Here is a 24,688-nt window from a genome sequence, read left to right on the forward strand (position 1 = left end):
TATTTCTCCCCTCTAGAATAGCTTCTGTTTGCCCTGCAGAATGCCAGGCAGGCTAATTTTCACATTGGTTTCGCCTTCCAGCACATCCGGGTCGTGGCTGGCAGTCCATTTGCCATTGGCCAAAGGAATCTGTGCCCGTTTTTCTTCCAGCTCTGCTTCCTCAATCCACTGCAAGGTGTTTGTCGGGCAAACCGAAGCGCACATCGGCGGGATTCCCTCTTTTGTACGGTCATAGCATAGATCGCACTTGTACATGAGATTCTGCTCTTCATCAAATTTGGGAATCCCATAGGGGCATGCAATCGTACAGTTTTGACAACCGATGCATTTCTCTACCAATGCTGACAAAACGGCTCCATTATCTGCGATTTGAATCGCCTGAGCAGGACAGCTGCGGGCACAAGCAGGATTGACACAGTGGAAGCACATGAGAGGAATCGTTTGTCTGTTGATAAACGGGTCCACATCCAGTACGTAGTTTCGATTTCGGTTGTCGTGACCTCCACACTGTGTACACGCCGCCAAGCAGCTTCGACACCCGATGCAATTGTCCATTTCGATGTATAAGACTTGTTTACCCATGGCGAACTCCTCCATGTTTGTGCTTGATGATTTTCGCGGCGCACGCTTTAAACTCAGGCATTTTGCTGTAAGGGTCCAATGCCGGGTTGGTCAGCAGATTGATAGACTCCGCTTTTCCCCAGTGGTACGGGACAAACACCGTATCCTCTCGAATAGCCTCGATAACTTTCACGCGGTACTGTGCCTCGCCTCTTCTTGTTTTCAGAGTGACCAGCTCATCGTGTTCAATGCCATACCGAGTCGCTGTTTTTGGGTGAACCTCTAGCAGAGGATCAGGATACATGTCCTTCAAAAACGGGATTCGTCTTGTCTGGTTCCCGGACAAATAGTGGAACACAACTCGTCCCGTCGTTAACCGCAAAGGATATTCTTCATCTGGCTCCTCCGCTGGCGGGCGGTAAGGCAACGCACATATTTTGGCTTTGCCATCCGGGTGATAAAATTTTTTATCCAGGAATAAATGGGGCTGTCCCTCATCACCCTCCTCGCGGCATGGCCAGAAAACACCATTGTTTTGATCAATTTTCTCGTAGGTGACCCCGTAGTAGTCAGCTACTCCGCCTTTGGAGACCTGACGTATTTCATTGAAAATATCCTGAGGAGACTTCAAGTACGAAAAGAATTGTCCGCGCCCCATTCTTTTGGCGATTTCTATCTGAATCCACCAGTCAGGCTTGGATTCGGCAAACCAATCCTGTGCCTGACGATGACGAATGATGCGGCCTTCGAGATTGGTTGTCGTTCCATCGTCCTCTGCCCAAGTCGTAACGGGAAGCACGACATCGGCGTATTCAGCTGATTCGGACAAGTAAAAGTCGCAGCAAACCATAAAATCTAGACTTTTCAAAGACTCCCTAACATGGTTTAGATTTGGCGCACTTACAACCGGATTGGAGCAGAGTAAGTATAAGCTGCGGATCGTTTTATCCTTCATCAGCTGGAACATCTCATAGGCAGAAACACCTTTCTGCGGCATCTCTTCCGCAGGAATGCCCCAGGCACATGCTATTTCACGCACATGTTCAGGATTGTCGAGCTTGCGGTAGCCAGGCAATTGATCGGCTTTTTGCCCGTGTTCCCGTCCCCCCTGACCGTTTCCTTGACCAGTAAGGGTTGCAACACCTGATTTTGGACGGCCAATCTTGCCTGTGACGAGCGACATGTTCGTATAGGCCGATACGTTGTCCGTCCCTTTCGACTGCTGTTCCACCCCACGGCAAAACATCACAATCGCATCGGGTGCCCTCCCGAAAATGTCGGCAGCCCGCACAATCTTCTCCACTGAAACCCCTGTTATTTCGCTGACATGCTCCGGTGTGAAGGTATCAACCACTTCTTTTGTTTCTTCAAAACCATTCGTATGATTTCGAATAAAGTCTTCATCTATATGCCCATTCTTGATCAGGAGATGAACGATTCCGTTTGCCAGCGCCAAATCTGTACCGGGCCGCAGATCCAGGTGGATATCAGCTCGTCGTGCCAAAGGTGTTTCCCTTGGATCGGCTACGATTAGATAACCGCCTCGATTTTGCACTTCCCAAATACGAAACATGCTGGTTGGATGACATTCAGCCGCGTTTGAACCGGCCAAAAACAAGCAGTCTGTTTGATGAATATCCGTCCAGGGAACGGTAGAACCGCGGTCAATCCCCAAGCTTCGATTCAATCCTGCCGCAGCGGAGGACATGCAGAAGCGGCCATTGTAGTCGATATAGCGGGTTTGCAAGGCGACCCGCGCAAACTTACCCGTGAGATAACATTTTTCGTTCGTCATGGAAACGCCAGAGTAAACAGACAAGGTATCCTTGCCATAGTTGTGCTGCAATTCCTTGAACTTGGAAACGATCAAGTCAAGTGCTTCCTCCCATGACGCTTCCCGAAATCCTTCTGCCGTACCTTTTAGCGATGCATCTGTTCGAATCAACGGCCGCTGTATCCGATCCGGATGATTCACCTGCTGATAAGCCGTCACCCCTTTTGGGCACATCTTCCCCAGATTGACAGGGAAATCGTACCGTGGCTCCACTCCGATAATCTTGTTCGTCGTTGTATCTACACGCAGGTTCATCCCGCATTGCATGCCGCAGTAGCAGCAGTGCGTGCTGACCAATTTCTCGTCAGGATGAATCTTGTTTTCCACTACTTTAAAAAATTTATCCTTTGGCATGTTGATTTGCCTCCCTGGCATTGATCTCGTGCGTAGGAACTCCTGTGAAGCGGAACATCCGGTATTTTCTGCGGCACGGCAAGCAAAGTTCAGCCAAGTGGAATCCTTCTTCCATTTGAAAAGCCATTTCGTTTTTACCCAGCACGTTGATTACATCTGCCGACTGTTCCGCAGAAACAAACTCATTGCTGCACACTTTGCACTTTTTCATTTCCTGCTCGCCATAGTGTTCGCGATAATTGCGTGCAAACACACTCATGGGACGGAACGGTATGTGAGCCAGTTTTCCGAATGGCAGATAAATCAATGTCACAATCACTGCAAATTGATGAGTGACTGATATGACCGGGTGCCCAAAGCCCCCTAAGAACATGTTGCTTGCGGTTAACATCAAGCCTGTCACACTGATAAACAGTAGCAGGTATAAAGGCAAGAAGTCGTAGACAAAGGATTGTTCAGCCCGTGCCTGCATGTTCTTATGTCTGCGATACAAAGCCATGACTGCTCCGCCGATGACCATAAAAGCAGTAATGTTCAACGCGTTGTAAAAGAGAAAGGCAACCCAGCCATCTGCTTGTACTGTCAAAACATCCACACCCATGAACACGACCTGATAGTAGCCGTTGTCCGTCATCGTGAAATACATCCAGCCAAAAACTAACGGAAAGGTGACAAACGCGGCCAAGATGCATCCCCACCCCAGCAAAATGTGCTGTGTCCAGCGGTACCATCCCCGATTCCAAATAAAGCGATAGATGGCTAGATGATCCACCGTTGTATTCGCCGTGCTTTTACGAAAGAGCAGCCGTAGCCCCTTTTTCAAAATCACATTCGTTGGCGGGCGGTCTGCCCACGCAGAAAATCGGTAAAGGAAACCTCCAATAAAGACAAGGGTTCCCACCATATATCCGTAAAGCGCCAGGTCAATATGAGTGAAAAAACGTGTTCCCACGTAAGTTAGGACGAACAAGCAAGCAATGATGATAAAAGCACGCTTCGCCACCTTGGAAGCAAAAATATAGTTCATACAACACCCTCCCTGCTGCTGCTCATTTTTTCCTTTCATTCGAGACCATTGTAGCAATGGCTCGTAACCCAGGTTGTGATTTACCTCACACCACTGCCACAATCATGATGATTTTCTCCCCCCAACCATCGATTTCGGATGATATAATGAGTTACCTATTTATCCTTGTTGTAAGGGGGGACCCACATGACCGGAAATGGCACAACGTTTGTGGAGCAGATTTCTTCCGATTTTGTGAAGAGCCTTGAAACGTTTTCTGTTAGGAAAAGCTTTGTTCCCGGAGCCGTTCTGTTTTTGGATGGTGAAAGAGCCGACCAGCTATTCTTAATTTCGTCGGGCCAAATCAAGCTCACAAAAAACACGAACGATGGAAAAGAACTGACCCTGCAAGTATTTGGTGCAGGAGAGCTTGTCGGAGTCTCTGGGCTCTTCGAACAGGAATTGACGTACACCTCCACAGGCACCATGTTGATGGAGGGTGAGGTATGGATCATCCCGCGACAAGGGTTGGAAAAAATGCTCATCAAAAACGGTCAATTTTGCGTAGACTTCCTGCGTTGGATGGGATTGATGAACAGGCGGATGCAGTCCAAATTTCGTGATTTGCTACTCAATGGCAAAATCGGCGCCTTGTATTCAACGCTAATCCGCATGAGTAACACGTACGGCAAGCCACACCCCGACGGAATCCTCATCGACCTTTCCCTTACCAATCGTGATTTGGCGCAATTCATTGGCCTGACACGAGAAAGTGTCAACCGGATGCTTTCCGATCTGAAAAAACAGGACTCCATCGATCTGCTTCCCCACGGGCATATCTTGATTAAGGACCTTGCCTATTTAAAAGAAGCGATTTATTGTGATGACTGTCCTCCTGATATTTGCCAAATGTGAGCAAACTCTGCATACTTTTCTACACGAAAAAAGTCCTGGACTTGTCCGTCCAAGACTTTTTTTATAAGTGATTCAGCCTGATTTATCCATGTCTTTGCTCCACGAGCTCGCTGAACATGCCCGCATAGTACTCGACGTCTCCTGCATCGTCCAGAATCGCGCTGATCGTTAACCATTGGAGATACTGATCCCCATTCTTCCGGCGATTCCAGATCTCACCTTGCCAATAGCCGTTCTTTTTGATCGAGTCCCACATCTTTTGATAGAAGTCGGCATCCTGCCTGCCTGATTTTAAAATATTGGGGGACTTGCCAATCACCTCATTCATCTCATAACCGGTCACTTTCGTAAAAGCATGGTTCGCGCTTTTAATAACTCCTCGTGTATCGGTAATCAGTATCGCCTCTCCCGTCTTTTCCATAATGGTGGCGGCGAGCTGCAGCTTCTCTTGATAAAACATCCACATCACCAAGACCAAGCTTGCCAGCGCAAACTGAGATAACGCCATGAAACCGATCGCGTAATGTCCGGTTAGATTAAACAGCATCGTTAAGATCAACGGCGGGAAAAATCCTCCTAATCCCCCCATGGCAGATACGATCCCATTTACAATCCCCGCTTGTCGCGAGAAATACATCGGCACTAATTTGAACACGGCACCGTTACCGATTCCGGCACATATCGCTACCAACAAGCACCCTACTGTATACATCAAAATCGATGGCGAAAACGATAAGACAATACCAGACAAGGCGAGCCCGGCAAACACAATCATCAATGCCTTGAAGGGGTTCCACCTATCTCCTAACCAGCCTCCCAATGGTCTCGCAAGTGTCGCCAAAAGAATGAACCCTGCTGTTCTCATACCTGCATCTACTTTATCCAGTTGGAAATGGCTCACTAAAAAATTCGGGAGATAAACGGTGAAAGCGACGAAGCAGCCAAACGTAATAAAGTAGAACAAACTGATTAACCATAGTTTTTCGTTTTTGTAGACACTCTTTATCTGCTGACCAAGAGGAGTCACTACCTTAGGTTCATTTCTATCCCCCATCAAGAAGGTAAGCGCAGCGAATCCCGCGAGTAATAACATGAACATCTGTACAGTGGAGGCCCATCCAAACGATTTAGCCAGAACGGGCGCTGCAAAAGTGGTTACCGCTGTACCAATATTCCCCATACCGTAGATTCCGTTTACAGAACCATGCTTCTCTTTCGGATAGTATTTCGGTAGAGAAGTGACACCAACGGAAAACACCGCTCCGCCTATCCCCAAAAATAGCCCGCCGATTAACAAATCTGTATAAGTGGTCGCCTGGCTAATATAAAAAACAGGAGCCAGCAGCAAGAGAAAGCTTATGCTAAATAAAATTCTCGCGCCAAATCGGTTACTCCAATATCCAACAGGGATTCTCAGCAACGATCCTAGAAGAACAGGAATCGCTGTCACCCACGCTACTTCGCTTGCACTCATGGGTACGGTTTCTTTGATAAAAGGCATGAGCGATGACAGAATGACCCATACCATGAAACCGACCGTAAGACTCAACGTCTGTAACGGCAACTGCCATTTTCGTACCATAAACAACACCCCTCATTTGGGAAATCTTCTTCATCCACTATGATAAGAGGCAAAGTTTGGTTTCGTTGTGATTTTAATCACAGCTCCTTCCGGGCAACCCGCTTATAATCAAAGCGAAATCTTGAATCGAAGGAGTGGATTATACATGTTTTGTTATCAATGTGAACAGACTCCATCAGGTGGTTGTAAGGTCATCGGCGTTTGCGGAAAGAATGAAGATCTTGCGAGTATTCAGGATACAATAATTTTTGCTTTAAAAGGGATTGCAGCTTATGCCACACATGCTCGTCAACTGGGATATATCGATCCTGAAGTGGATGGGATTACTCAGGAAGCTCTCTATTTTACATTGACGAATGTGAATTTCAACTTGGATGAACATTTGCAAATGGCCATGAAAGTAGGCAAAGCCGCGATAAAAGTCATGGAGCTTTTGGATCGGGCCCATACGGATCATTTCGGAGTCCCACAGCCAATCACAGTCTCACAAAATAAAATAGAAGGAAAATGCATCGTTGTTACAGGACACAATCTGTTTGCTCTCGAAGAGCTGTTAAAACAGACAGAAGGCAAAGGAATCAATGTGTATACACATTCCGAAATGCTGCCTGCACATGGCTACCCCGCACTGAAGAAATATCCTCATTTGAAAGGAAACATCGGGAAAGCATGGTACGATCAACGTCAATTGTTTGAGAAATTTCCTGGCGCCATACTGGCTACAACAAACTGTGTAATGCCCATTCGAGGCAGCTATGCCGATCGTTTCTTTTCCTATGATATAACCGGTTTGGAGAACGTGACGAAAATTGTAGATAACGATTTTGCGCCGCTCATTGAAAAAGCATTGTCTCTCCCTGAGGTTTCCATCGAATCGGAACTGACGTTGACGACCGGGTATCATCACAAAACGGTCCTCGGCATCGCTCCCGAAATTATTCAGGCAGTCAAGGAAGGACAGATCAAACGCTTCTTCGTCATCGCTGGTTGCGACGCTCCTGGCAAGGGAGGCGAGTATTACCGTGAATTGGCTACGTCCTTACCGCCAGAAACAGTCATTCTTACTACCTCCTGCGGAAAATTCCGTTTTAACGATGTAGATTTCGGCACCGTGCCAGGTACCAACATCCCAAGATATATTGATTTGGGACAGTGCAATAACTCCGTTTCTACCATTACGATTGCGGCAGCATTAGCCGATGCCTTCGAGTGTGAAGTGAACGAGCTGCCGGTAAGTATCGTTCTTTCCTGGTTTGAACAAAAAGCGGTTTCCATCCTGCTCGGTCTGTTTAGCCTGGGGATACAAGATATACGGATTGGCCCAAAATTGCCTGAGTTCATTCAGCCCGGGGTTCTGCAAGTACTGCAAGACTTGTTCCATATTCAGTTGATTGGTGATGCTCAAGAAGATATGAAGCAAATGCTGGGAATCACTCAGTAGGCGTAATAGAAAAAACGGCTGTCAGAGAGTTAGTGGTAAGACTAACCAATGACGGCCGTTTTTTCATTCTTTACCTATTAAAGAACTGATCCATTTTCCTGTGTGTGCGTCGACAACTCCTTTGTCTCCGCTGAGGCGGTAAACAAGCCGCGGTTTTGGTTCCTCTACCTCGTTAAAGTCTATATCCGGTAGCAAGTAGTAGAGTTCGAGCGATTTTTTCACGGCTTGCTCCGTTTTTTTCGCAAAGGCCAGGTCTACTCTCTGCATGTTATTGTCGAGAATAACGGGCGAGGTAAGCTGCTTATCCCCTATAATACTGCTGCCTGAGGACGAGTTGACAGCTATTTCAAATCTTGCGTTCTTAATCAGAATACCATTTTTCAACCATCCAAAATGCACTTTATAGTCCCGCCAATTCGTCTCCTTCCCCCTCGGACCTCCATCATACGGCTGTGGATCAAGCATATAAATATCTGCCAACTGATGACGGAGCTTCGTTTGCAGGAGATGGATTGCGCTTGCCTCCGCCTGCTCACGGGTAATTGCTACGTCTTTATGACTCGCCGCCTTTGGAGCTGAAGCAGCGGGCATTTCCTTCAAAATCTTGATCGGTTTCTTTGGTTTCGCCACCACCCCTTTGCCATCGATCATCACGCCTGAGATCGCATCTACCATTTGCGGATCGGTTGGTAGGTAATCGTAGACCAACATGTATTTCTCCCCATGATCTCCACTGGAAAAACTCTTATAATACAAGGTTGGCTCCGTTTTTTGTTCCAACAGCTCGCGCGCTTCCTTTTCCGATATGATTTGGCTTGCGTCAGGCAACTCCCCTTCATACCATAATCGAAAGAATCGCAGAACCTTTCCGTCTCCTCGCGTGGTTACAGCGATATAATTGTCCTTAAAAGGAATACCATTTTCTACTCTCTGAAATTTAAAATAGTATGTACCGTCGCTCTTGTAATCGACTTCATCTGGCTCTATTAAATTCGCTCGTTCCTCAGAAGGAATGACTTTTGTGAGAAACTGCAATACTCCCTCAAGAGCAATTTGCTTGCTATTCGTTGTAGCAGGGCTAGGGGCTTCACTGTCTTTGTCACTATATTGATAGCTTAACAGGTTCCCTGAGACAGGATGAATTTTATACATGATACTTGATTGATCTGAATGATACCAACTAAGGTTCCATCCCGCATAGGGTGTAAAGTCATCAAACGGTTCGATGTATTCTCCATAACGATACTCATAACCTTCGGGAATAGTCACCCATTTCTTGGCGTATTCAATAGCCTCTTGTTCTGAAAGAATCTTTTCTGATTTTTGCTCAGCTGCCTGTACCAGTGTACTCTCATCTGCAATATTGCCTAGTACAAGTAAAGATGAAAGAACGAGAATCGACAATCGTTTCCAAAATCCTTTTGTACTACTTTGCTTCATACACATGTTCCTCCTCTATCTATTCCCATTGATTTCATCGGATCATTACGGATTTCATCACTTTGATATTTTTCCATTCTTTGTTAACTTTATATCAATATACATATTTTGTAAAACAAAAAAAGAGACGGTTTCCGCCTCTTTTTCCTCCACCTTGACTTGCTATTTCTACCATTGTGTTTCCGTTTTGTGTTCAATTACTTGTACGACTTTTGGTTCAACTGCTTTCATCATTTGTTTCAGTAAATCATCGCTGATCGTTACTTTATTTTTTCCATCTTGAAGCTGTCCTTCAGCCTGTGTTCTTGCAATCACATCAATGACTTGTTGTTTCGAGATATTTTTCGATGCTGCAACCTCCACAACAGATTTTCCTTTTGCTAGTTCTTCTTTTAACTCTGTCGGGCTCATTTTTAGTAGAGCAAACAGTTTTTCATCGTTTATAAAATTATCAGCATAATAATCAGGCTTACCGTCTCTGGAGAAATAACCTTCTACTTCACTGTTTGAAGGTGTAGGAGCTACCGGAGAAAGACTAATTGTATTCCCCTGAACAAATACTTGGTAACCCTCTCCCTCTGATCCCTTCTTGGTGTAATTCAAGATAAAAGTTTTCTCATTTGGATTGTCCATTTGCTCCATGGCAACCTCGTAATCTTTGATGTTGCCGTACAATTGATCAATGAGCTGATCTACCTTCCCCTTGATTTCCTGATCAGGTAAAGTAATGAGTGGTTTCTCCTTAGGCTCCCAATTCTCTTGCGTCAGGTCTTGAATCTCATCCGTAATACCGTTTGTATGGAGGGTAATCTTTTTGCCAGTTCCCCCTTTTTCCTGCAAGACGATGCTTAGTTGGACCTTTTTGGTTGAATCATTGGGGTCTCCAAGGTAGCTTGCATTAATAATCTCAAACGATTTTGTTTCGGGAATGGCACGATACAGCTTCTCAAGTGTTGCTTTCCCAGCCTCATCCAGCTTGACTTGTTCAGAAGTCATTGGTGCTCGAGTAAGCATGTCAATCACAACAGGGGCCGCAAATGCTGCGGTTGGAATCAAAATCGCAGCAGCAACAATTCCACCAATTAATCGTTTTTTCATGGTTATTCCGCTCCTTTTTCGTTGCAAATAGTGAGAATAAGATTGTTCGATTCTTTTGGAAATGGCCGGCGGGCATTCCATCGTTTCTGCCTCTTCAAGCAGATGTTCACGGATTTTGCGTTCAATAGTCATTGATCTTTTCCATCCTTTCCAGGGGGAGATTCCCTAAGTATTTTCGAAGCGCCTGGAGGCCAGCATGATATCTGGACTTGACTGTACCCAGCGGAATATCAAGCAACGTCGCAATTTCCTCAAGAGTATAATCGTGATAAAAGCGGAAGATAATCACTGTCCGCTGTTTGTCGGTCAGTTTTCGTATGGACTGGGATATCATTTGGTTTGTTCCATCCATCAACGCAGTATGTTCATCCAAATAAGACTCTTCGTGGGAGAAGGAACGAATGCGTTCAACAATGCGGAATCTCCTCCAGCTCTTGACCCGAAATCTCTGCACTTGACGGATTACCAGGCCATGCAGCCAGAACTGGAAAGGACGGTTCGTATCGTAATTAGCCAGTGAGGTCCACATTTGCATATAGATTTCATTCATGACATCTTCCCGATCCTGCTTATGATCCACCAGAAAGGAGACGGTCCGGTATACGTCCTGAAAGGTGGCATCATACATCGTATGAAATGCCTGTTCATCACCCTCTTTCATTTTTATAAGTAATTGATACATCTCTTCATTTTCCATTCAGAGGGCCCTCCTGAGTAAGCAGCTTACACCCTATATTGTCTCTCGATCGGAAAAAGGTTCGGTTTTCTTCAATTTTTTTTTGCAAACGAAAAAGAGACGGTCGATTCCCGCCCCTTCTTTCAATTAATCATGTAATCCCTTACCATCAAGAATTTGCTGCATGCATTTTTCAACCCTTGACTCTCGCGTTTTGGCTTGCTTGGGTGCTGAAAAATGAAGAAGGTAGGCTCTTTGCCGTCCTGGCGTCAATGCTTCAAAAGCAGTTTTCAAGGCAGGGATTTCATCTAATTTATTTTGAAATTCTTCAGGAATGCTGTATTCTTCATGCTTTTTAAAGTTCACTTCCAAACCCGCTTTTTCCACTTCAATCGCTTCATGAATGTAGGCCTTCAAAATGGGTTCCATTTCCATGATTTCTTCCACATTAGTGAACCGGATCTGGCGCGCAGCCTGTACATTCTCCGTTTGTTGAATGAGAATCCCATTTGGATCTTTTAACAAGGCACCTTTTTGAAACAGAAGCGCACAATATTCTTTAAATCCATGTATTAAAACGATGTTTTTTTTCTCAAACGTGTAACAAGGATGCATCCACTTAAAATCTTCGGTCAGCTCACAGTCAAGAACAATGCTTCTGAGCTTCTCAAATTCAGCCTTCCACTTTTTTGCCTTGTTTAAAAATTCATCAACCTTAGGATTCGTTTTGCTTGTTGTCACCAAGGAACACCCCTCATCTAGTTGGTGTCATGTCAATTTTTAGTTTTGACATTATCGTATTTGTATTATTCTATCATCATGTATTCAGGTTCCTTCTTTTAAAGAATACGCTCTATCAGATTGAGAAGGTGATTGATTTGGATATCGATTTCTATAAAAAATGGGCTTGCTAAAAATCGAATCCTGGTTATGTTACTGTGAATGGAGAGAATATCGTCATTGATCCTGCCGGCGTACCAAATACAGGTGTAAGATTACCGCTCACTCCGGAGACTTTGCTTGACTTGCTCCATAACTTCCAGAGACCAGTGCAAATGGAGAAAGGCGATATGCAGTTGGGGCATATCCTTACGCATGGTCATGCTATTGTAGAAATGAAACAAGCTTATGGCCATTATTATAAATACGCGTACAGTTATCTGAGACTTTGCCGAATGACGGGCCGTAGTCCATCTGATTATCGATTGTTTCAGTGTATTTTGTGAACGGATTATGTTTAACCGAAATTAAGTCTCAAATAAAACGAATGAAGAGGCGGAAATGATCCGCCTCTTCATTATTAATCAATCCCAAGCAAACCTCTGCTCTTTCCAAAGATCACCGTACATTTATTATAGTTGTTGTGGTACAGGGGGAACGAGGCTCTAAGAATGGTTTATCGACTTGTTCCAATAGCAACGGAGAAACAAACATGTTGTCACCTCGAAACAAAAAAGTCCCCAACTGCTTTTAGCAAATTGGGGTACACAGGAAGTAATACGTGAATAAAAAAGTGCTTATCAATATAGTAGGTTATCAGCTCATTATTTACTACAAGTATATATAGGTATGCATACCTTCTCTTGCCACAAAAAATAGCGTAGACCCATCTGCACAGATTAAGTCGTACGCCTTATCCCCAAGAGAATCTACACTAGATTTCATATTACATTACCTTTATCGGCTTGATTTGGCAGCTATTTCATGTATAAATATTGGTAAAACTTCCTTACTCGTAACTCACCTTCATAATGTCTAGAAAAGGAATCTTCCTAATTGCTCCGTTTTCTTCTACATAAACTAGCCTTGTACGCGAAGCAAGAACTGTGATTCGCCCGCGTACTTTTTCAGACATTCCCCAAACAGTCAGTGACCTTTCATCCCCGTCATCCTTTGCTTCAACGAGCTGATTTCCCAATTCTTCTAATTCAAACTCTTCTCGAGTAGGTCTTTTTAGTGTAGATGCTTTTGCCATGTCATTCCCCCTAGATCCTCTTCTTTCTAAACTTATGCATCAAAATTAATACCTTGTCACCCAATCTTGTCCCCCTAACGCACGGGCGGACAACTTTTCACATAGCATTATTTTAGCGATAGAACAAGTTCTGTTTGTACACTTGTTAATCGCCAGTTATTTGTAAAGGAGGGATAGAGTATGGGAAACCAAAACAATAATGAAGCGAAACAAATTAGACAAGTGGAACGTATCCTCGAAGATGCAATTGAAGCCCTACGGGAAGCACTACAAAGGCTTAGAGAGATTCGAAACGATCTTGACGATTAAGACTTACTAAAACGATAAAGCGGGTCCATCTGAGCATGTTGTGATGGACCCCCTACATAACGTTATTGGCTCTCTCCCGATTGCATGATGCCATGTTTTCGCTTGATACGTCGCGCCTGTTGGTTAATCCATTTGACTACACCCCACATCCCAAGCTGCATCCCCGCAAAAATCAAAAAGAAACAGTGGGCTTTCATGATTGTTTGAAAGCTTATTGTCTTACACGAAAGGCTCCGAGGTTTTTTGTCATACTACTGAAACAAGGTGTTTACCCGAATCTGCATTTACTGATAATACACACGAAATAATGGAGGAGGATCGCTTGGGCGAAGTGAATTACCTCTCATCGTTGGAAATAATTGGTACGCTAATCCTGCACAATGGAATAGGCTTGAAAGGACGTTCAGCTATCCTCCGGGAAGAGAGATGATGCCTGTGGAGGTTAGGTTAGAGCTTATGATTGGTTTCGGCATGTTGATTATCGCATTGCTGGGGCTGGTTGTATCTATCGTCACTGCCAGAAATGCCTGTAGCGGCTGCGGTAAAAAATCCAAGTCCAACTGTAGAACAAAAGATGGTTGGAACAGGTGAGGCATGGATTGCACCAAAAAATACACCAAAAAATACGAAAGAGCAGTACTCTGTGTATGCCATTAACAACAAGATGATCGGCGTGACCGTCGATCAAGATGCTACAAATCCAATGAATAAAGATTCGTTTACTTTTTACTTAGACAAATTCCCAAAAGGTTACACACTGGAGAAGATGGAATGGAAATCAAATGAGAAAACGATTCTGAATACAGTTGAACAAGCTGTGAAAAACGATTTTTCCGAGAGTAATGAACCTAAATTTACGATCGGCGGCTCCTTGCAGATACACAGTTTTCATTATGATGCTCAAAAGATGAAGGGTCAGAAGGGTGTCCTAACGCTCACTTTTAAAAACGAAGCAAATCAAAAATTGGTATGGAAAAAGGATATTGTGCTAAAGTAACAGCTGAGTATTATGCATACGCTGTTTTCTGAAATAGCCGTAGGTGGACCAGGACAAAATAAAAAAAGAGGCGGATAATCACCGCCTCTTTTCCCCAATCAATCCCAAGCAAACCTCTGCTCTTTCCAAGGATCACCGTACATATCCTCATGTAACCATTAAGAGATTATTAAACAATCAAACCCGTCTCCTCAAAACAGGGACGGGTTGTCATTTAACATTGGGTTATCTAATTTCTGCGGCTATTCCCTAGCTTGTTGCTTTAATTTCATTTCTTTTTCATCAGAGATATTAAAAGCCTTTTTAAAATTTGGTACGGTTTGATCTTCCAACGGTTGTGAATTAATCCACTTCATAAATTCTTCTTCCCCTACATAATTTATAAGGGTGTCTTCAAAAAAGTATTCTGCACTGTCAAATTTACGTAATAATTCATCTTCCGTATGATGCTCTTCGGTTTGATGCTCTTCGTGTGGCGCAAAGGTCGGGCCATCAAAGTAGTGAGGCCAGAAGTATTTAGGGTCTATTGTATTTGAATAGGTAATATCCTTCCCGTCATACTCCCCTTCATTATTTATATCGATATGCAAATGAGGACCAGTAGTATCTGTACCAGTATTTCCTGATACCGCAATTTCTTCTCCTTTCTTCACAGAATCACCCGTAGATACAGATTTGGATTTTAAATGAAGAAACCTAATTACTAGTTTAGTATTCGTGTCAGGGTCCTTGTCTCTTGTTTCAATTGCCACATAATTGCCTGCACTTGTCCAATAACCTGCACTTAATACGGTTCCTTTTTGTGGACTGTATACAGGCTCTTTATTTACTGCAATATCCATTCCTTTATGACTTTTAGAATATCCCCTACTTAATTCACTATCAGTAGTAACCCAACTCCAGTTAAAATCGTCGTATGGATTTATCCCTTCTGCGTAAGCTGTTCCATTGCCAGCACTAACTACAGTTGATACCGCGAGAGCTAAACCAAGAATACCTGCCCTTATTTTCCTCACGCTTCCACTCCTTTCATTTTATGGTATATTATTACCAGTATGATTATAGTATTTGTTTGTCAAATTTTCAATTAATTTGTATAAATATTGGAAAAGGTGGTAATTTAAGTGTACAAAAAGTTAAAGTTATTCATTTTGCTTTCTGCCGTTTCGTTAGTTGGCTGTTCGACTAGTAACAATGCAGTAGCAAAACCGGAAAGTCCTCATCCTACGCCCGTAGAATATAGTAAAAAGTTGGAAATTCTTGATCGGTTAGAGAACCACGACTCTACCTTAAGTCGAATGACAGAAATACTAGCAATCGAATGGCATCATTTATTTACACAAAAGAATGAAGAGGATCTATGGAATACATATTTTTATCTCACTTGGAATTTACGTCCAGACGAAAAAGAACAAGTAAGGAGCGAATTATCTACAACCCACAAAGAGCTCGCAACATACTTGGATATGCAGAAACAAGGCACACTCCCCGCAAAAGAAGTTAGTATTAAAAATATTATGGCAGAGAGAAACCCCAATAATGACGGTTATCTCGTGAAAGCAAGTTACCTTCTAACACTAAAAGACGGTACGACCAAAGAAGTACGGGTTGAACTTAACGCAGACGACTACATGGAAACTTTTAATCCTCGTTTTAACACTATAGCTACAGGAGAAAATCTTCCTGAGCCTAAAAATGAACAAGAGAGATTACGTCGTGAATTTATACTTAGGGCACTTGACTATAATGTAATCAAAAAAATGACTTACGATGAAATTTTGGAGATGATCGACATGAAATCGGTCGATACAAAGTAAACCTATGTACGTTATACTGCTTAAAAGGGAAATAAAGTTTCCACTTTCTGAAATCTCGGTCAAGTAAAGTATTTATTTCGTGTACCCGCAGATTCCTGATACGAATCACAGTAAAAAACCCGTCTCCTCAAAACAGGGACGGGTTAGCTATTTCTTGAACACAATTTGAACATTTTCACTGACTGTTCCTTTGATTTGAATTTATTGCTTTTAATGTTTTGCTCAAATCAACGAACTGTAATATATTTCAATGGTGATTTGATCTATTATCTATTTTTTACAGTTCGAGGAGGATCATCATGATTTTAACAAAGAAGTTCAGCAAGCAATTCTTTAGCTTTGCCCTTATCTTTTCTGTAATATTTTCGGGTCAGAACATCGGTCATGCGGAAGAGAAATATAGCGACGATTTAATACCAACGATGACTGATTATACATCTCCTTCTGGAACCATTACAGCTGATTCGGAGTACTCCAGTGAGTATCTAGCTTATAAAGCCTTTAATGATGCTTCATCCGAAATAATAGGCTGGGCAGCAGCAGAAACAAACTTACCACACTGGCATTCTTTCGAATTTAGCACTCCTAAAGTGATTTCAAAATATACTCTAAAAGCTGAAATTCAAGGAACTATTATTCAGTTCCCGTATATGCCAAGAAGCTGGGAATTTCAAGGTTATGACGCATTAAATTCTGAATGGGTAACATTAGATACTCGTACAAATGTTTCTGATTGGCCGGCTGGAGAAAAAAGAGAATTTATGTTCGAAAATTCAACTGCTTATAACAAGTATCGAATCAACATCACTGACATTCCTGGAGACGGTAATGGCGTTGCTGTAATTGGGGAAATGGAAATGATGGAGAAAATCAAAACAACGCCAGACCCTGATCCTCAACCAGAGCCAACTGGTGATAATGCACTTCTTGTTATTAAAATGATCAGTGGACTTGAAAAAGAATTTGATTTAACTGCATCTGAAGTAAAAGACTTCATTGACTGGTATGATGGACGTGCAGACGGACGTGGCAAAGAAACATACATGTTCGATAAGGACTTTAACAAGGGACCATTTACCTCTCGAAAAGATTATGTAGCATTCAGCAAGATTCAATCCTTTGAAGTCATGGAGTATACCAAATAACATGCCGAGGCACCTCCTGTAACAGGAAGGTGCCTCAAATTTTTAAAAACGCTGATCTATGCTGCAAGAATAAAGTCGACAAACACAGGCGATCGAAGCATGCCGCTCTTTGTCCAGTTCCGCATTTTGACGCGTGCTTTAATCTAAGGCTGGATGTAAACATAATCACGATCCTCACCAGTGATTATTGATTTTGCTACTCCGTAAAACGCCTGCTTGTGAGTAGGCGGAACACCAAGCTCAATGACACCTGCAGGTCGTCCGTTCACATGGGCCAGCCATCCAAATTCACCTTTGCGATAACCTGCGATATGAACGTCAACATAGCTATAGTTGATGATCTTTAAGAAGTCATCCGTTCGCTTATCTACATGGTATCTCCCGTCTTTGCGCTTAGGGACTATTCCCTCCATATCTCTGGCAACAATTGCGTCCCATAAGTCCTCGCCTCGACCATCAATGTACGCGATTTTGCTCATGGTTGGGGTATCAGTTATTGCCCGGTCTAGGACAACTTTGCGCTCCATTAGAGTCAGCCCTCTAAGGTCAGATCCATCATAATGTAGGATATCGAATACAACGTGGGAAATTGGCAGCCGCAATCGATTCGACTGGAATCGCTGCATAGTTAGCTCGAAGTCCGGAATACCCGTATCCGGGTCCATGACCGCCAACTCACCGTCCTCCAGTATCATGTCAGTGCCACCTGTTATGAGTTCAGGGTCCTTCGCCGTGACATCATTATTGTGTCTTGTGTTAAGGCGTGTCTCGCCGTTACTTCGTGAAAGGATTAGGCGGTGGCCATCTATCTTTGGCTCGAAAATGTATCGTCCGTCCGAAAATGGCTTATCTGCCTGTTCAAGCAGCATTGGGAATATAAACATACTGTCACCTCAGTACTAAAAAATCCCCGACGAACACGTCGAGGAGAAAATGTAAGGTTATTGGTCTTTTTAGCACTGATATACTCAACAATCAGATATTTACAATTACTTCGTCACACTAATAAGGTCCTCAACGTAAAAAAACGGCCCATGACTAATTAAAGTATATTTACGCTGGGGAATTAATTTTTAGTTATTCACGTCTTAGCATTTCTCAAGTTGCTGTACAAGTTTGCTAAAACGAGTATGCATTCTAGTAACAGATTCATCTTTGTGCCCATAACGACCCATTGTAGTGTAATAATCTAATCCGCCATTAACTAAAGAAAAAAGAAATTCTTGTCTTGGAAGTTCCATTTCCACTTGAACTTTATTCTTCTTAGTTACAGTAAATAATACCTTATCAATACCTTTGCTCTCTAGTGAAATGTTGGCTTGGAAGTGAATTGTTTCTTCCGTTGCCTTCTCATTATTAAGTAGAAAGTTCTCAATTAAAGTACAGAAAGATATCCACAGGTTTAAGTCATAATATGTATAATTGAAGATAATTGTATCCCTATTTTTTATTACTATTGCTTCTCGAAAAAATTTAGTATACGTTTCGAAATAGTGTTTAACTTCGTTCTCATTACAAATATCTACAAATGAATGATCAACCTTTTCCAGAATAATATCTTTGTTCACATGGTCAATATTGAGCTCTAAACCTATGGCTCTATTCGGCTTTAATAAATATGTGTGAACACTAAACATCTGATGTTCCCCCAAAATGAAAATTTTTTGAAAAAGTAGTCCCAGTTATTTAACTGGGACTACTTTTATTACCCAAATTTATTCTACTTCATTCCAACCATATGGATATAGTGTAATAACTTTATTACTCTCAGTAATTCGTAAAAAAAGGCGATTCTTCGGTAGACAGGCATCAGTTGTAAACCCGGATCGTCTGGAAAGACTGTTTAAAGCAGAAGCACCTCTAAAGAAGCTGGTAACCGACATCACCTATCTACGAGTCGGAGAACGATTTTTTTATCTATCTGCTGTGCAGGATCTGTTTAATAACGAAATCGTTGCTTGGCATGTCTCTTCCCAAAACGATTTGTCACTCGTGATGAGCACCGTAGATAGTCTTTGTAAGGGAAGAGAGATGAACGGTTCCGTCCTACATTCGGACCAAGGTTTTCAATACACTTCCAGACACTACAATAAACGTTTGGGTGAGTACGGAGTACTAGGAAGTCATTCGAGACGGGGAAATTGCCTGGATAATGCCTGTATCGAGTCATTCTTTTTTCATCTGAAGACAGAAATGATGTATCGATGCTCGGCAAAATCATTTGAGGAATTAAATCAATCTGTTGAAACATACATTGCATTTTATAATCAGAGTCGTTTTCAGAAAAAACTAGGCGACCGTTCCCCGATTGAGTATCGGAAAGCGATCGCCGCGTAACTATGGGTTTTTAGGCAGTCTACTTGACAGGGTTATGACCATTGTTGAGTTTTTTTCTAAATGCAAATTTGTTGGTGCCCAGTTATTTCCACCATCAATTGACTACATCAAAACGACGCTAGTCGCACCTTCAGCTTTACTGAATCCAAGGACAACAGCTGATGGGGATGCTCCATTCACCTTCAAATCTGAAATTGGTACAACGCTATTCTCGACTTATACCCTTCTCTTTCTGAGGATTTTCGTTCGAGCCTACACCGTGCGGACGACTTTCATCGCACACGGCGTTCCATCAACGAATAAGAAGTTTTTTACAATGGGCAACTTTATCGTAAGCCAACTGTTTCTCTTCGTCTGCTATCCAAAGTTAACCCAGATCATCGGAAAAAGGAGCCAGCCCAGCAGTTCCCCCATGAAAACATCTATGGAAAAAACGATACATAAGCTTTCAAAACAAGATGTCATGACATTTGCACAGAGCATAAAGGAAAACTGGCCACATCTTGAGCTTGACCACAAGAAAGTAATTATGCAAACTGTATTCTCCAGAATTGAAGTAGATACATATGGTGAAGCTGTTGGTGGTCCTGGTCGAAGAGTAGCATGCAAAATTATTTCATTTGAAAAGAATTAAGAGGCGGTTTCCCGCCTCTTTTTTCTCCCAATCAATCCCAAGCAAACCTCTGCTCTTTCCAAGGATCACCGTACATATACTTGTGCAACCATTAAACATTCAACGTAGAAAAGGTAGCTTACGTAGAGACCTCCTAATGTTCTTCTAGTATAGTTCTATATACCCATTGTATAATTGTGGTAATCTGGACGTTAGGAGTCATGTGGGATGCGCAGTAAGTTTTTTGTAGTGTTTTTTAGCTCGGATTAATACTTATACTTGGAGGATATCAAGGTACTGAAAACTCTAAAGCTAATGTTGTTATTACTATTCAAGAATAAAACTTGTCCCCCCTTTAGCTTGAGAGAAAAGAAGGGAGCAGTGAAATGATTCAATTTGAAACAGCATTCTTTATGTTATATTTGTTGTGTTGTATTGCCTTTGTTTTTTTATATATCTCTTTGTATGTAAATCGCCACTTTTCTTTTAAAAAAATAGAATTTACACAGAAATTTATTGATTCAAATAGAGCAATGACAGCTGAAATTGACAAAATATTATTCAACATAGAGCTTGTTATCCATACTTATGAGAGTGGCAATTTTTATGGAAATGAAAATCACGAGCAAAAGCTAATGGATGAATTGCATGATTACGCTACTCAATTGTTTAGTATTTTGAAGTATTTCAATAACATTGCAAGCGGGGTCGATAAAAACATTTTTGATGAAAATGTTGTGCGAGTGAACTATGAGCATGATATGAGAGCTTGCTATAAACGCCTCAGATTAGCTAGAAGAGGTAGAGACTATAACGACGAAACTTTTCTACCTCTTGAGTTTCTCCTTAAAAAATGGGATTCCAAAAATCCGGCCAAATTAAAATGGAAGGTGGGTATTTAAGTGGATAACCACACCTTCAAAAAAATAAATGAATTCTGTGATAATGTTAGTGATAGAACAGTGTCACAAACAGAAAGAGATTTTGTAATAAGGAAATATTCTGAAAGTTATATAAGTTCAATCGAAAGCAAAATACAAGCTAACAATAACCAGCCATTAACTCAAAATCAATTAGACGATATTCGAGATACACTACTTAACAACTCAAATATGGAGAACTATGTAATTGCGGCGCGGGATTATTATCAAAAACTTGAGGAGAAATATTATCAAGATTTTAAGAAAAAGAACAATGGTTTTTGGCTAACTGTGGGGGTAAATCTGATATCAAATTTTATCTATTCATTTTTAATAATAATTTTATTTATTGTCGCTAGAGATCAAATCTCCAGTTGGATAAGTTCACTAAAGGTTGATGGTAATAATCCTCCTCCTATTGAACAGCAAGAAGAGAAACCAGGCTCTGCATCCAGTTTGAAAATAAAAAGTGATTCAATAATAACAAACTAGAAAAATCTATTTGAAGTCATGTGGAAACATGACTTTTTATTATTCTAGTGTTATTGTAGGTGTGGTTGCCTTTGCCATCGATTACCCCTCCTAGCTTCTAACATCAATAATGGTATCCATGGGTATCCATTGAACATCTTCATCTGTAAGCAGTTTTACCTTTCTGATATTCGTATCTATCCACTCAACTTTTCCCCACATCCTGCAAGTAGTTCCGATGCTATTCTTCTTGCCTATCCACCAAGTAATCGCGACAGCATAATTTTCTCTTCCAGCATCTCTAAGTTGGTAATGAAACGATTCAAGCTCATCCTGCTCAAGGATAGGCATAGGTACGAGTTTGTCGTCTTCCTTCATTTGCAGATAGAGCTCGCGCTGTTCCGGTAATACAAACCGAGATGAGCCGAATAAATTATCGATTTTCTTTGCCATTATTACCGTCCCTTTCGCACCCACGTCTCAAATACTTCCATCTTGTCAGGTTCCGCCTTCTGCCAATCGATGTATTCTTCACCGGATAATACTTCTAGTACCGCCATTACTTCTTCGCGGCTTCGTCCAGTCTTTACGCATATTACGTCAATGCTCGGAGGCTTCGGTTTCATCGCATAGTAATTTCCTATAATCCGAAGTACCTTACGTTCAATATTAGATAAGGCCATAGTAACCACTCCTGCAAAAACAAGAACATTTATTTGTGTTATATGCGAACAGATTTCGAACGTGCAAATAAAAAAAGTCCCCCGCAAATATTTCTGCCAGGGTTCAATCATAAGGACGATACTTTTTTTGAGTTCATCTGCCTCACGTTTTCTTGCTTCCACATCTGCACGAAAGAATAAATGAGTAGCCTTTTCTTCTTTTGGGGGTGCGAGCTTACCACGTTTAGTCCAGGACGACTAATTTTAAGATAGTCGAGCACCCCTGATGTGGTCATAACATTACCTTGAATATAAGCTTATAATTCTTCTAAGCTGCTGAAAGTAATCACGGTCGTCATCCTTTTCTCGATTTCAAGGCTTGTACAAATGCGGCAATAAAAATACTAATGCTTCCTCCTTCCTTCTAATTAAAGGCATGTAACTCATACCCTCTGATCTATCAAATACTTAACTAAGGTAAAGAGGTATAACAAAAAAATTCCTTATGATTTTTGAATAAAGCAGGTCAATCCGCTGTACAATGGATTATATTCCCATTAACTTGAAACTTTTTCCGTTTTATTGCGTCATAACAAATAAGTGGTTACCTAATTGAAAAAAATTCACGGTTACAACACGTCTTTATCAGGAGGGAAAATGATGAAAAAACTTTTAATATTCTGTGCTAATGGCGTCATAGCTATATGGTTCTTTTTACTTTGGTGCAAAATGATGCTTCTTTCCAGTGATATGCCTATAAACATTACTTATGATGAGATGAAAAGTGTAGTTCTTACTATTCTCGTCTCTACAACCATTACTATCTTTTACGTTAAAATAATTCCTGGAAACAAGTTATATTATTTACTCTTCTTTCCTACACTTCTTTGGGGCTTTTCTATGACTCAATCATTAATCAACAATTATCACGAATACGATACCATTATTACTATTACCGGATTTATTTGTAGTGCATTAATTTTTTTAGTTTTATTTTTTGATGCTAAACGTACATCAGTATCATCTAAAATACTTTCCTAATACAAAGAACGTTCACTTCCCAATAGAAGTGAACGTTCTTCTGATTTGTTTACATTCCCGGAAATGGGATTGTCACCATGGAACCTAGGGTATCAAAAAGTTTAGCTAAGAAATCCCAAAGTTGACGGTTGCCGTCTTCGCTTCCTTCATTATCCTCCCCACAATCAATTACTTTTGTTCGACGAACTATTTCATCAAGTTCTCTAATGACCCACTTAGGAGGATCAAACTCTGCCTTAACAAATTTGGCAACTTCACCTGGATATACGTGACCTAAAATTTCAATTGCGAGAGATTTCGTAGAAATATCAAGATTTACACCATACACATCGTAGTAAATATCTTTAATTTCTCTTGCAATTTCTTTCCCTGTCATTACCTCATTATCTAGTACAGTTCGAAGATAAGAGTCATTGTCAATATGAACGCTTCCTGGCTTCATTGTGAAGGTAATGTTTGTTCCTGGTACATAGTGAGTTTTTCGTGCCATTATACATTCTCCTTTTAGTTTAATAGATAAGCAACAGTGTTTGACCGGTCATTGTCGCTTTCACCTATCTAGGAAAAAAACAGGGGTAAAACGGAACAGCTTTACTTAAAAAATCACAAAGAATTTTTCATCCCCTGATTTTCTCAATAAACCGTGTCGTAATCTCTTGAATTCCCTCTTCTTTTGGGAGCTTAAGAAAACCAGCTAGGGAGTCAATTTCAGATTGCATTTCTTCCAAAACCCTTATTAACGCTTCGTTATCTCCACTTTTTGCTCGGTCGACCATTAAACTGAATGCGTGATTACATAATTGTGTAGTTTCTTTAGACTCCGATTTTTGCATTGATTCACGCCTCTTTCCCCCATTTTTAAGCTTTCTCCGACCTCTTTTGCTGTGAAGCCTTCTAAGACGATCTTGCGTATAACGTGCCTTTCCTTTTCATTGGATAGTTGCCGTAACAACTCTTCTACATAAAGGCTTCCGTCGTGATTAACCGTGCCCAGATGCCTGCCAAAGTCGTCCAGAATCGGGCATTCATTACGCAACCTCTTTCTTTCTCGATAGTTCAGGTTCCAGGCAATGCGTCGCAAAATTATTCTGCATTCCTCTTTCGTCAAACGCTCACCTACTTTTTAAATTAGTTGAGTTTCACAACCACAAAACCAAAAACAAGATCGTACGTTCGGTTTTTAAACAAAAAAATAAACGTGCCAGATTCACGCTGGCACGTCCGGATCTACTTTATCCATTTTACTAAATGATCTAGCTTCCTTGCTGAATCCTCCTGTCATGTAAACTTCTGTAAGCAATTGTATTGTTAAATGCTTTCAAATTACATTTTAAGACAAATAGAAAAGCCCTCCTTGTGGTCTTACCCCTGTCAAGTAGACACAATTAAAAAAGCCTACGCAGCCAGTGTGTTTCGGTATTCAACCGGGGCACACTGGTTTAATTTTTTCTGGAACCGTTCATGGTTATAAAACCAAATGTATTTTTCAATGGC

30 protein-coding genes are annotated in these 24,688 nt (G+C 41.7%); 12 read left to right on the forward strand and 18 right to left on the reverse strand.

The window, feature by feature from the left end:
• Positions 1-12: 12 nt before the first annotated feature.
• Genes FB479_RS27560 through FB479_RS27570 form a run of 3 tightly spaced genes read right to left on the reverse strand, consistent with a single transcriptional unit; the run spans position 13 to position 3,776 of the window.
• Positions 13-582, reverse strand: a complete 570-nt coding sequence (locus FB479_RS27560) for a 4Fe-4S dicluster domain-containing protein (protein ID WP_017251305.1) — start codon at positions 580-582, stop codon at positions 13-15.
• Positions 575-2,749, reverse strand: a complete 2,175-nt coding sequence (locus FB479_RS27565) for a molybdopterin oxidoreductase family protein (RefSeq protein WP_142067396.1) — start codon at positions 2,747-2,749, stop codon at positions 575-577. Before FB479_RS27565 ends, FB479_RS27560 begins: the two co-directional genes overlap by 8 nt.
• Positions 2,736-3,776, reverse strand: coding sequence for a hypothetical protein (locus FB479_RS27570; RefSeq protein ID WP_142067397.1), 1,041 nt, complete (start codon positions 3,774-3,776; stop codon positions 2,736-2,738). Before FB479_RS27570 ends, FB479_RS27565 begins: the two co-directional genes overlap by 14 nt.
• 186 nt (positions 3,777-3,962) lie before the next feature.
• On the opposite strand from FB479_RS27570, the gene FB479_RS27575 reads away from it, so the two are divergent.
• Complete coding sequence (locus FB479_RS27575; RefSeq protein ID WP_106653794.1) at positions 3,963-4,670, forward strand: Crp/Fnr family transcriptional regulator; 708 nt, start codon at positions 3,963-3,965, stop codon at positions 4,668-4,670.
• A gap of 82 nt (positions 4,671-4,752) precedes the next feature.
• On the opposite strand, the gene FB479_RS27580 is transcribed toward FB479_RS27575, so the two are convergent.
• A complete protein-coding gene (locus FB479_RS27580; RefSeq protein WP_106653793.1) occupies positions 4,753-6,252 on the reverse strand; it encodes a nitrate/nitrite transporter in 1,500 nt (499 codons plus the stop codon).
• Positions 6,253-6,397: 145 nt separating this feature from the next.
• Here FB479_RS27580 and hcp point away from each other — a divergent pair, with 145 nt between their 5' ends.
• Entirely contained in the window at positions 6,398-7,693 is a 1,296-nt protein-coding gene (gene hcp, locus FB479_RS27585; RefSeq protein WP_142067398.1) for a hydroxylamine reductase, read from the forward strand.
• Positions 7,694-7,756: 63 nt separating this feature from the next.
• Here hcp and FB479_RS27590 read toward each other — a convergent pair whose 3' ends face one another.
• The 5 genes from FB479_RS27590 to FB479_RS27615 form a co-directional block, all read right to left on the reverse strand.
• Positions 7,757-9,133 carry a YcdB/YcdC domain-containing protein gene (locus tag FB479_RS27590; protein ID WP_142067399.1) on the reverse strand — a complete coding sequence of 459 codons (1,377 nt, stop codon included), beginning with the start codon at positions 9,131-9,133 and terminating at the stop codon, positions 7,757-7,759.
• Between the two features lie 168 nt (positions 9,134-9,301).
• Positions 9,302-10,363: a hypothetical protein gene (locus FB479_RS27595; RefSeq protein ID WP_185746429.1), complete on the reverse strand. Its 1,062-nt coding sequence runs from the start codon at positions 10,361-10,363 to the stop codon at positions 9,302-9,304.
• Positions 10,353-10,928, reverse strand: a complete 576-nt coding sequence (locus FB479_RS27600) for a sigma-70 family RNA polymerase sigma factor (protein ID WP_106653790.1) — start codon at positions 10,926-10,928, stop codon at positions 10,353-10,355. Before FB479_RS27600 ends, FB479_RS27595 begins: the two co-directional genes overlap by 11 nt.
• 126 nt (positions 10,929-11,054) lie before the next feature.
• Positions 11,055-11,648 (reverse strand): YdeI/OmpD-associated family protein, encoded by a 594-nt coding sequence (locus FB479_RS27605; protein WP_106653789.1) that lies wholly within the window; start codon positions 11,646-11,648, stop codon positions 11,055-11,057.
• Between the two features lie 988 nt (positions 11,649-12,636).
• The gene (locus tag FB479_RS27615) at positions 12,637-12,882 is read right to left on the reverse strand and encodes a YolD-like family protein (protein WP_142067400.1); all 246 of its coding nucleotides are present in this window, start codon (positions 12,880-12,882) and stop codon (positions 12,637-12,639) included.
• A gap of 180 nt (positions 12,883-13,062) precedes the next feature.
• Between FB479_RS27615 and FB479_RS31110 the strand changes: the two genes are divergently transcribed.
• From FB479_RS31110 to FB479_RS27620, 3 genes are all read left to right on the forward strand, one after another.
• Complete coding sequence (locus FB479_RS31110) at positions 13,063-13,191, forward strand: hypothetical protein (RefSeq protein ID WP_255438744.1); 129 nt, start codon at positions 13,063-13,065, stop codon at positions 13,189-13,191.
• Positions 13,192-13,620: 429 nt separating this feature from the next.
• Positions 13,621-13,782, forward strand: coding sequence for a putative holin-like toxin (locus tag FB479_RS31325; protein WP_221629588.1), 162 nt, complete (start codon positions 13,621-13,623; stop codon positions 13,780-13,782).
• A complete protein-coding gene (locus FB479_RS27620; protein WP_185746430.1) occupies positions 13,715-14,188 on the forward strand; it encodes a hypothetical protein in 474 nt (157 codons plus the stop codon). Before FB479_RS31325 ends, FB479_RS27620 begins: the two co-directional genes overlap by 68 nt.
• Positions 14,189-14,430: 242 nt before the next feature.
• Here the strand turns inward: FB479_RS27620 and FB479_RS27625 are convergent, their stop codons facing one another.
• A complete protein-coding gene (locus FB479_RS27625) occupies positions 14,431-15,204 on the reverse strand; it encodes a M23 family metallopeptidase (RefSeq protein WP_142067402.1) in 774 nt (257 codons plus the stop codon).
• 108 nt (positions 15,205-15,312) lie between these two features.
• Between FB479_RS27625 and FB479_RS27630 the strand changes: the two genes are divergently transcribed.
• Positions 15,313-16,005, forward strand: coding sequence for a hypothetical protein (locus FB479_RS27630; RefSeq protein WP_142067403.1), 693 nt, complete (start codon positions 15,313-15,315; stop codon positions 16,003-16,005).
• 299 nt (positions 16,006-16,304) lie between these two features.
• Entirely contained in the window at positions 16,305-17,150 is an 846-nt protein-coding gene (locus FB479_RS27635) for a discoidin domain-containing protein (RefSeq protein WP_142067404.1), read from the forward strand.
• 143 nt (positions 17,151-17,293) lie between these two features.
• On the opposite strand, the gene FB479_RS27640 is transcribed toward FB479_RS27635, so the two are convergent.
• A complete protein-coding gene (locus tag FB479_RS27640) occupies positions 17,294-18,034 on the reverse strand; it encodes an ATP-dependent DNA ligase (protein WP_370511711.1) in 741 nt (246 codons plus the stop codon).
• Between the two features lie 204 nt (positions 18,035-18,238).
• Positions 18,239-18,787 carry a hypothetical protein gene (locus tag FB479_RS27645; RefSeq protein ID WP_142067405.1) on the reverse strand — a complete coding sequence of 183 codons (549 nt, stop codon included), beginning with the start codon at positions 18,785-18,787 and terminating at the stop codon, positions 18,239-18,241.
• A gap of 136 nt (positions 18,788-18,923) precedes the next feature.
• Here FB479_RS27645 and FB479_RS31330 point away from each other — a divergent pair, with 136 nt between their 5' ends.
• From FB479_RS31330 to FB479_RS27665, 4 genes are all read left to right on the forward strand, one after another.
• Positions 18,924-19,487, forward strand: a complete 564-nt coding sequence (locus tag FB479_RS31330; protein ID WP_370511712.1) for an IS3 family transposase — start codon at positions 18,924-18,926, stop codon at positions 19,485-19,487.
• Positions 19,488-19,521: 34 nt separating this feature from the next.
• Complete coding sequence (locus tag FB479_RS27655) at positions 19,522-20,121, forward strand: hypothetical protein (RefSeq protein ID WP_142067406.1); 600 nt, start codon at positions 19,522-19,524, stop codon at positions 20,119-20,121.
• A 365-nt stretch (positions 20,122-20,486) separates the two neighbouring features.
• Entirely contained in the window at positions 20,487-21,002 is a 516-nt protein-coding gene (locus FB479_RS27660) for a DUF4760 domain-containing protein (RefSeq protein ID WP_142067407.1), read from the forward strand.
• Positions 21,003-21,512, forward strand: a complete 510-nt coding sequence (locus FB479_RS27665) for a hypothetical protein (RefSeq protein ID WP_142067408.1) — start codon at positions 21,003-21,005, stop codon at positions 21,510-21,512.
• Positions 21,513-21,602: 90 nt separating this feature from the next.
• On the opposite strand, the gene FB479_RS27670 is transcribed toward FB479_RS27665, so the two are convergent.
• Positions 21,603-21,944, reverse strand: a complete 342-nt coding sequence (locus FB479_RS27670; protein ID WP_142067409.1) for a YolD-like family protein — start codon at positions 21,942-21,944, stop codon at positions 21,603-21,605.
• Between the two features lie 2 nt (positions 21,945-21,946).
• Positions 21,947-22,174 carry a hypothetical protein gene (locus tag FB479_RS27675; protein ID WP_142067410.1) on the reverse strand — a complete coding sequence of 76 codons (228 nt, stop codon included), beginning with the start codon at positions 22,172-22,174 and terminating at the stop codon, positions 21,947-21,949.
• A 639-nt stretch (positions 22,175-22,813) separates the two neighbouring features.
• Between FB479_RS27675 and FB479_RS27680 the strand changes: the two genes are divergently transcribed.
• Entirely contained in the window at positions 22,814-23,194 is a 381-nt protein-coding gene (locus FB479_RS27680; protein WP_255438745.1) for a hypothetical protein, read from the forward strand.
• Positions 23,195-23,243: 49 nt separating this feature from the next.
• Here the strand turns inward: FB479_RS27680 and FB479_RS27685 are convergent, their stop codons facing one another.
• From FB479_RS27685 to FB479_RS27695, 4 genes are all read right to left on the reverse strand, one after another.
• Positions 23,244-23,684: a hypothetical protein gene (locus FB479_RS27685; protein WP_142067411.1), complete on the reverse strand. Its 441-nt coding sequence runs from the start codon at positions 23,682-23,684 to the stop codon at positions 23,244-23,246.
• A gap of 127 nt (positions 23,685-23,811) precedes the next feature.
• Positions 23,812-24,027, reverse strand: coding sequence for a hypothetical protein (locus FB479_RS30665; RefSeq protein WP_185746432.1), 216 nt, complete (start codon positions 24,025-24,027; stop codon positions 23,812-23,814).
• Positions 23,970-24,302 (reverse strand): RNA polymerase sigma factor, encoded by a 333-nt coding sequence (locus tag FB479_RS31335; protein ID WP_142067412.1) that lies wholly within the window; start codon positions 24,300-24,302, stop codon positions 23,970-23,972. Before FB479_RS31335 ends, FB479_RS30665 begins: the two co-directional genes overlap by 58 nt.
• A 287-nt stretch (positions 24,303-24,589) precedes the next feature.
• Positions 24,590-24,685, reverse strand: coding sequence for an IS3 family transposase (locus tag FB479_RS27695; RefSeq protein WP_113757350.1), 96 nt, complete (start codon positions 24,683-24,685; stop codon positions 24,590-24,592).
• Between the last annotated feature and the right edge of the window lie 3 nt (positions 24,686-24,688).

Source organism: Brevibacillus sp. AG162, from assembly GCF_006715575.1.
GTDB lineage: Bacteria > Bacillota > Bacilli > Brevibacillales > Brevibacillaceae > Brevibacillus > Brevibacillus brevis.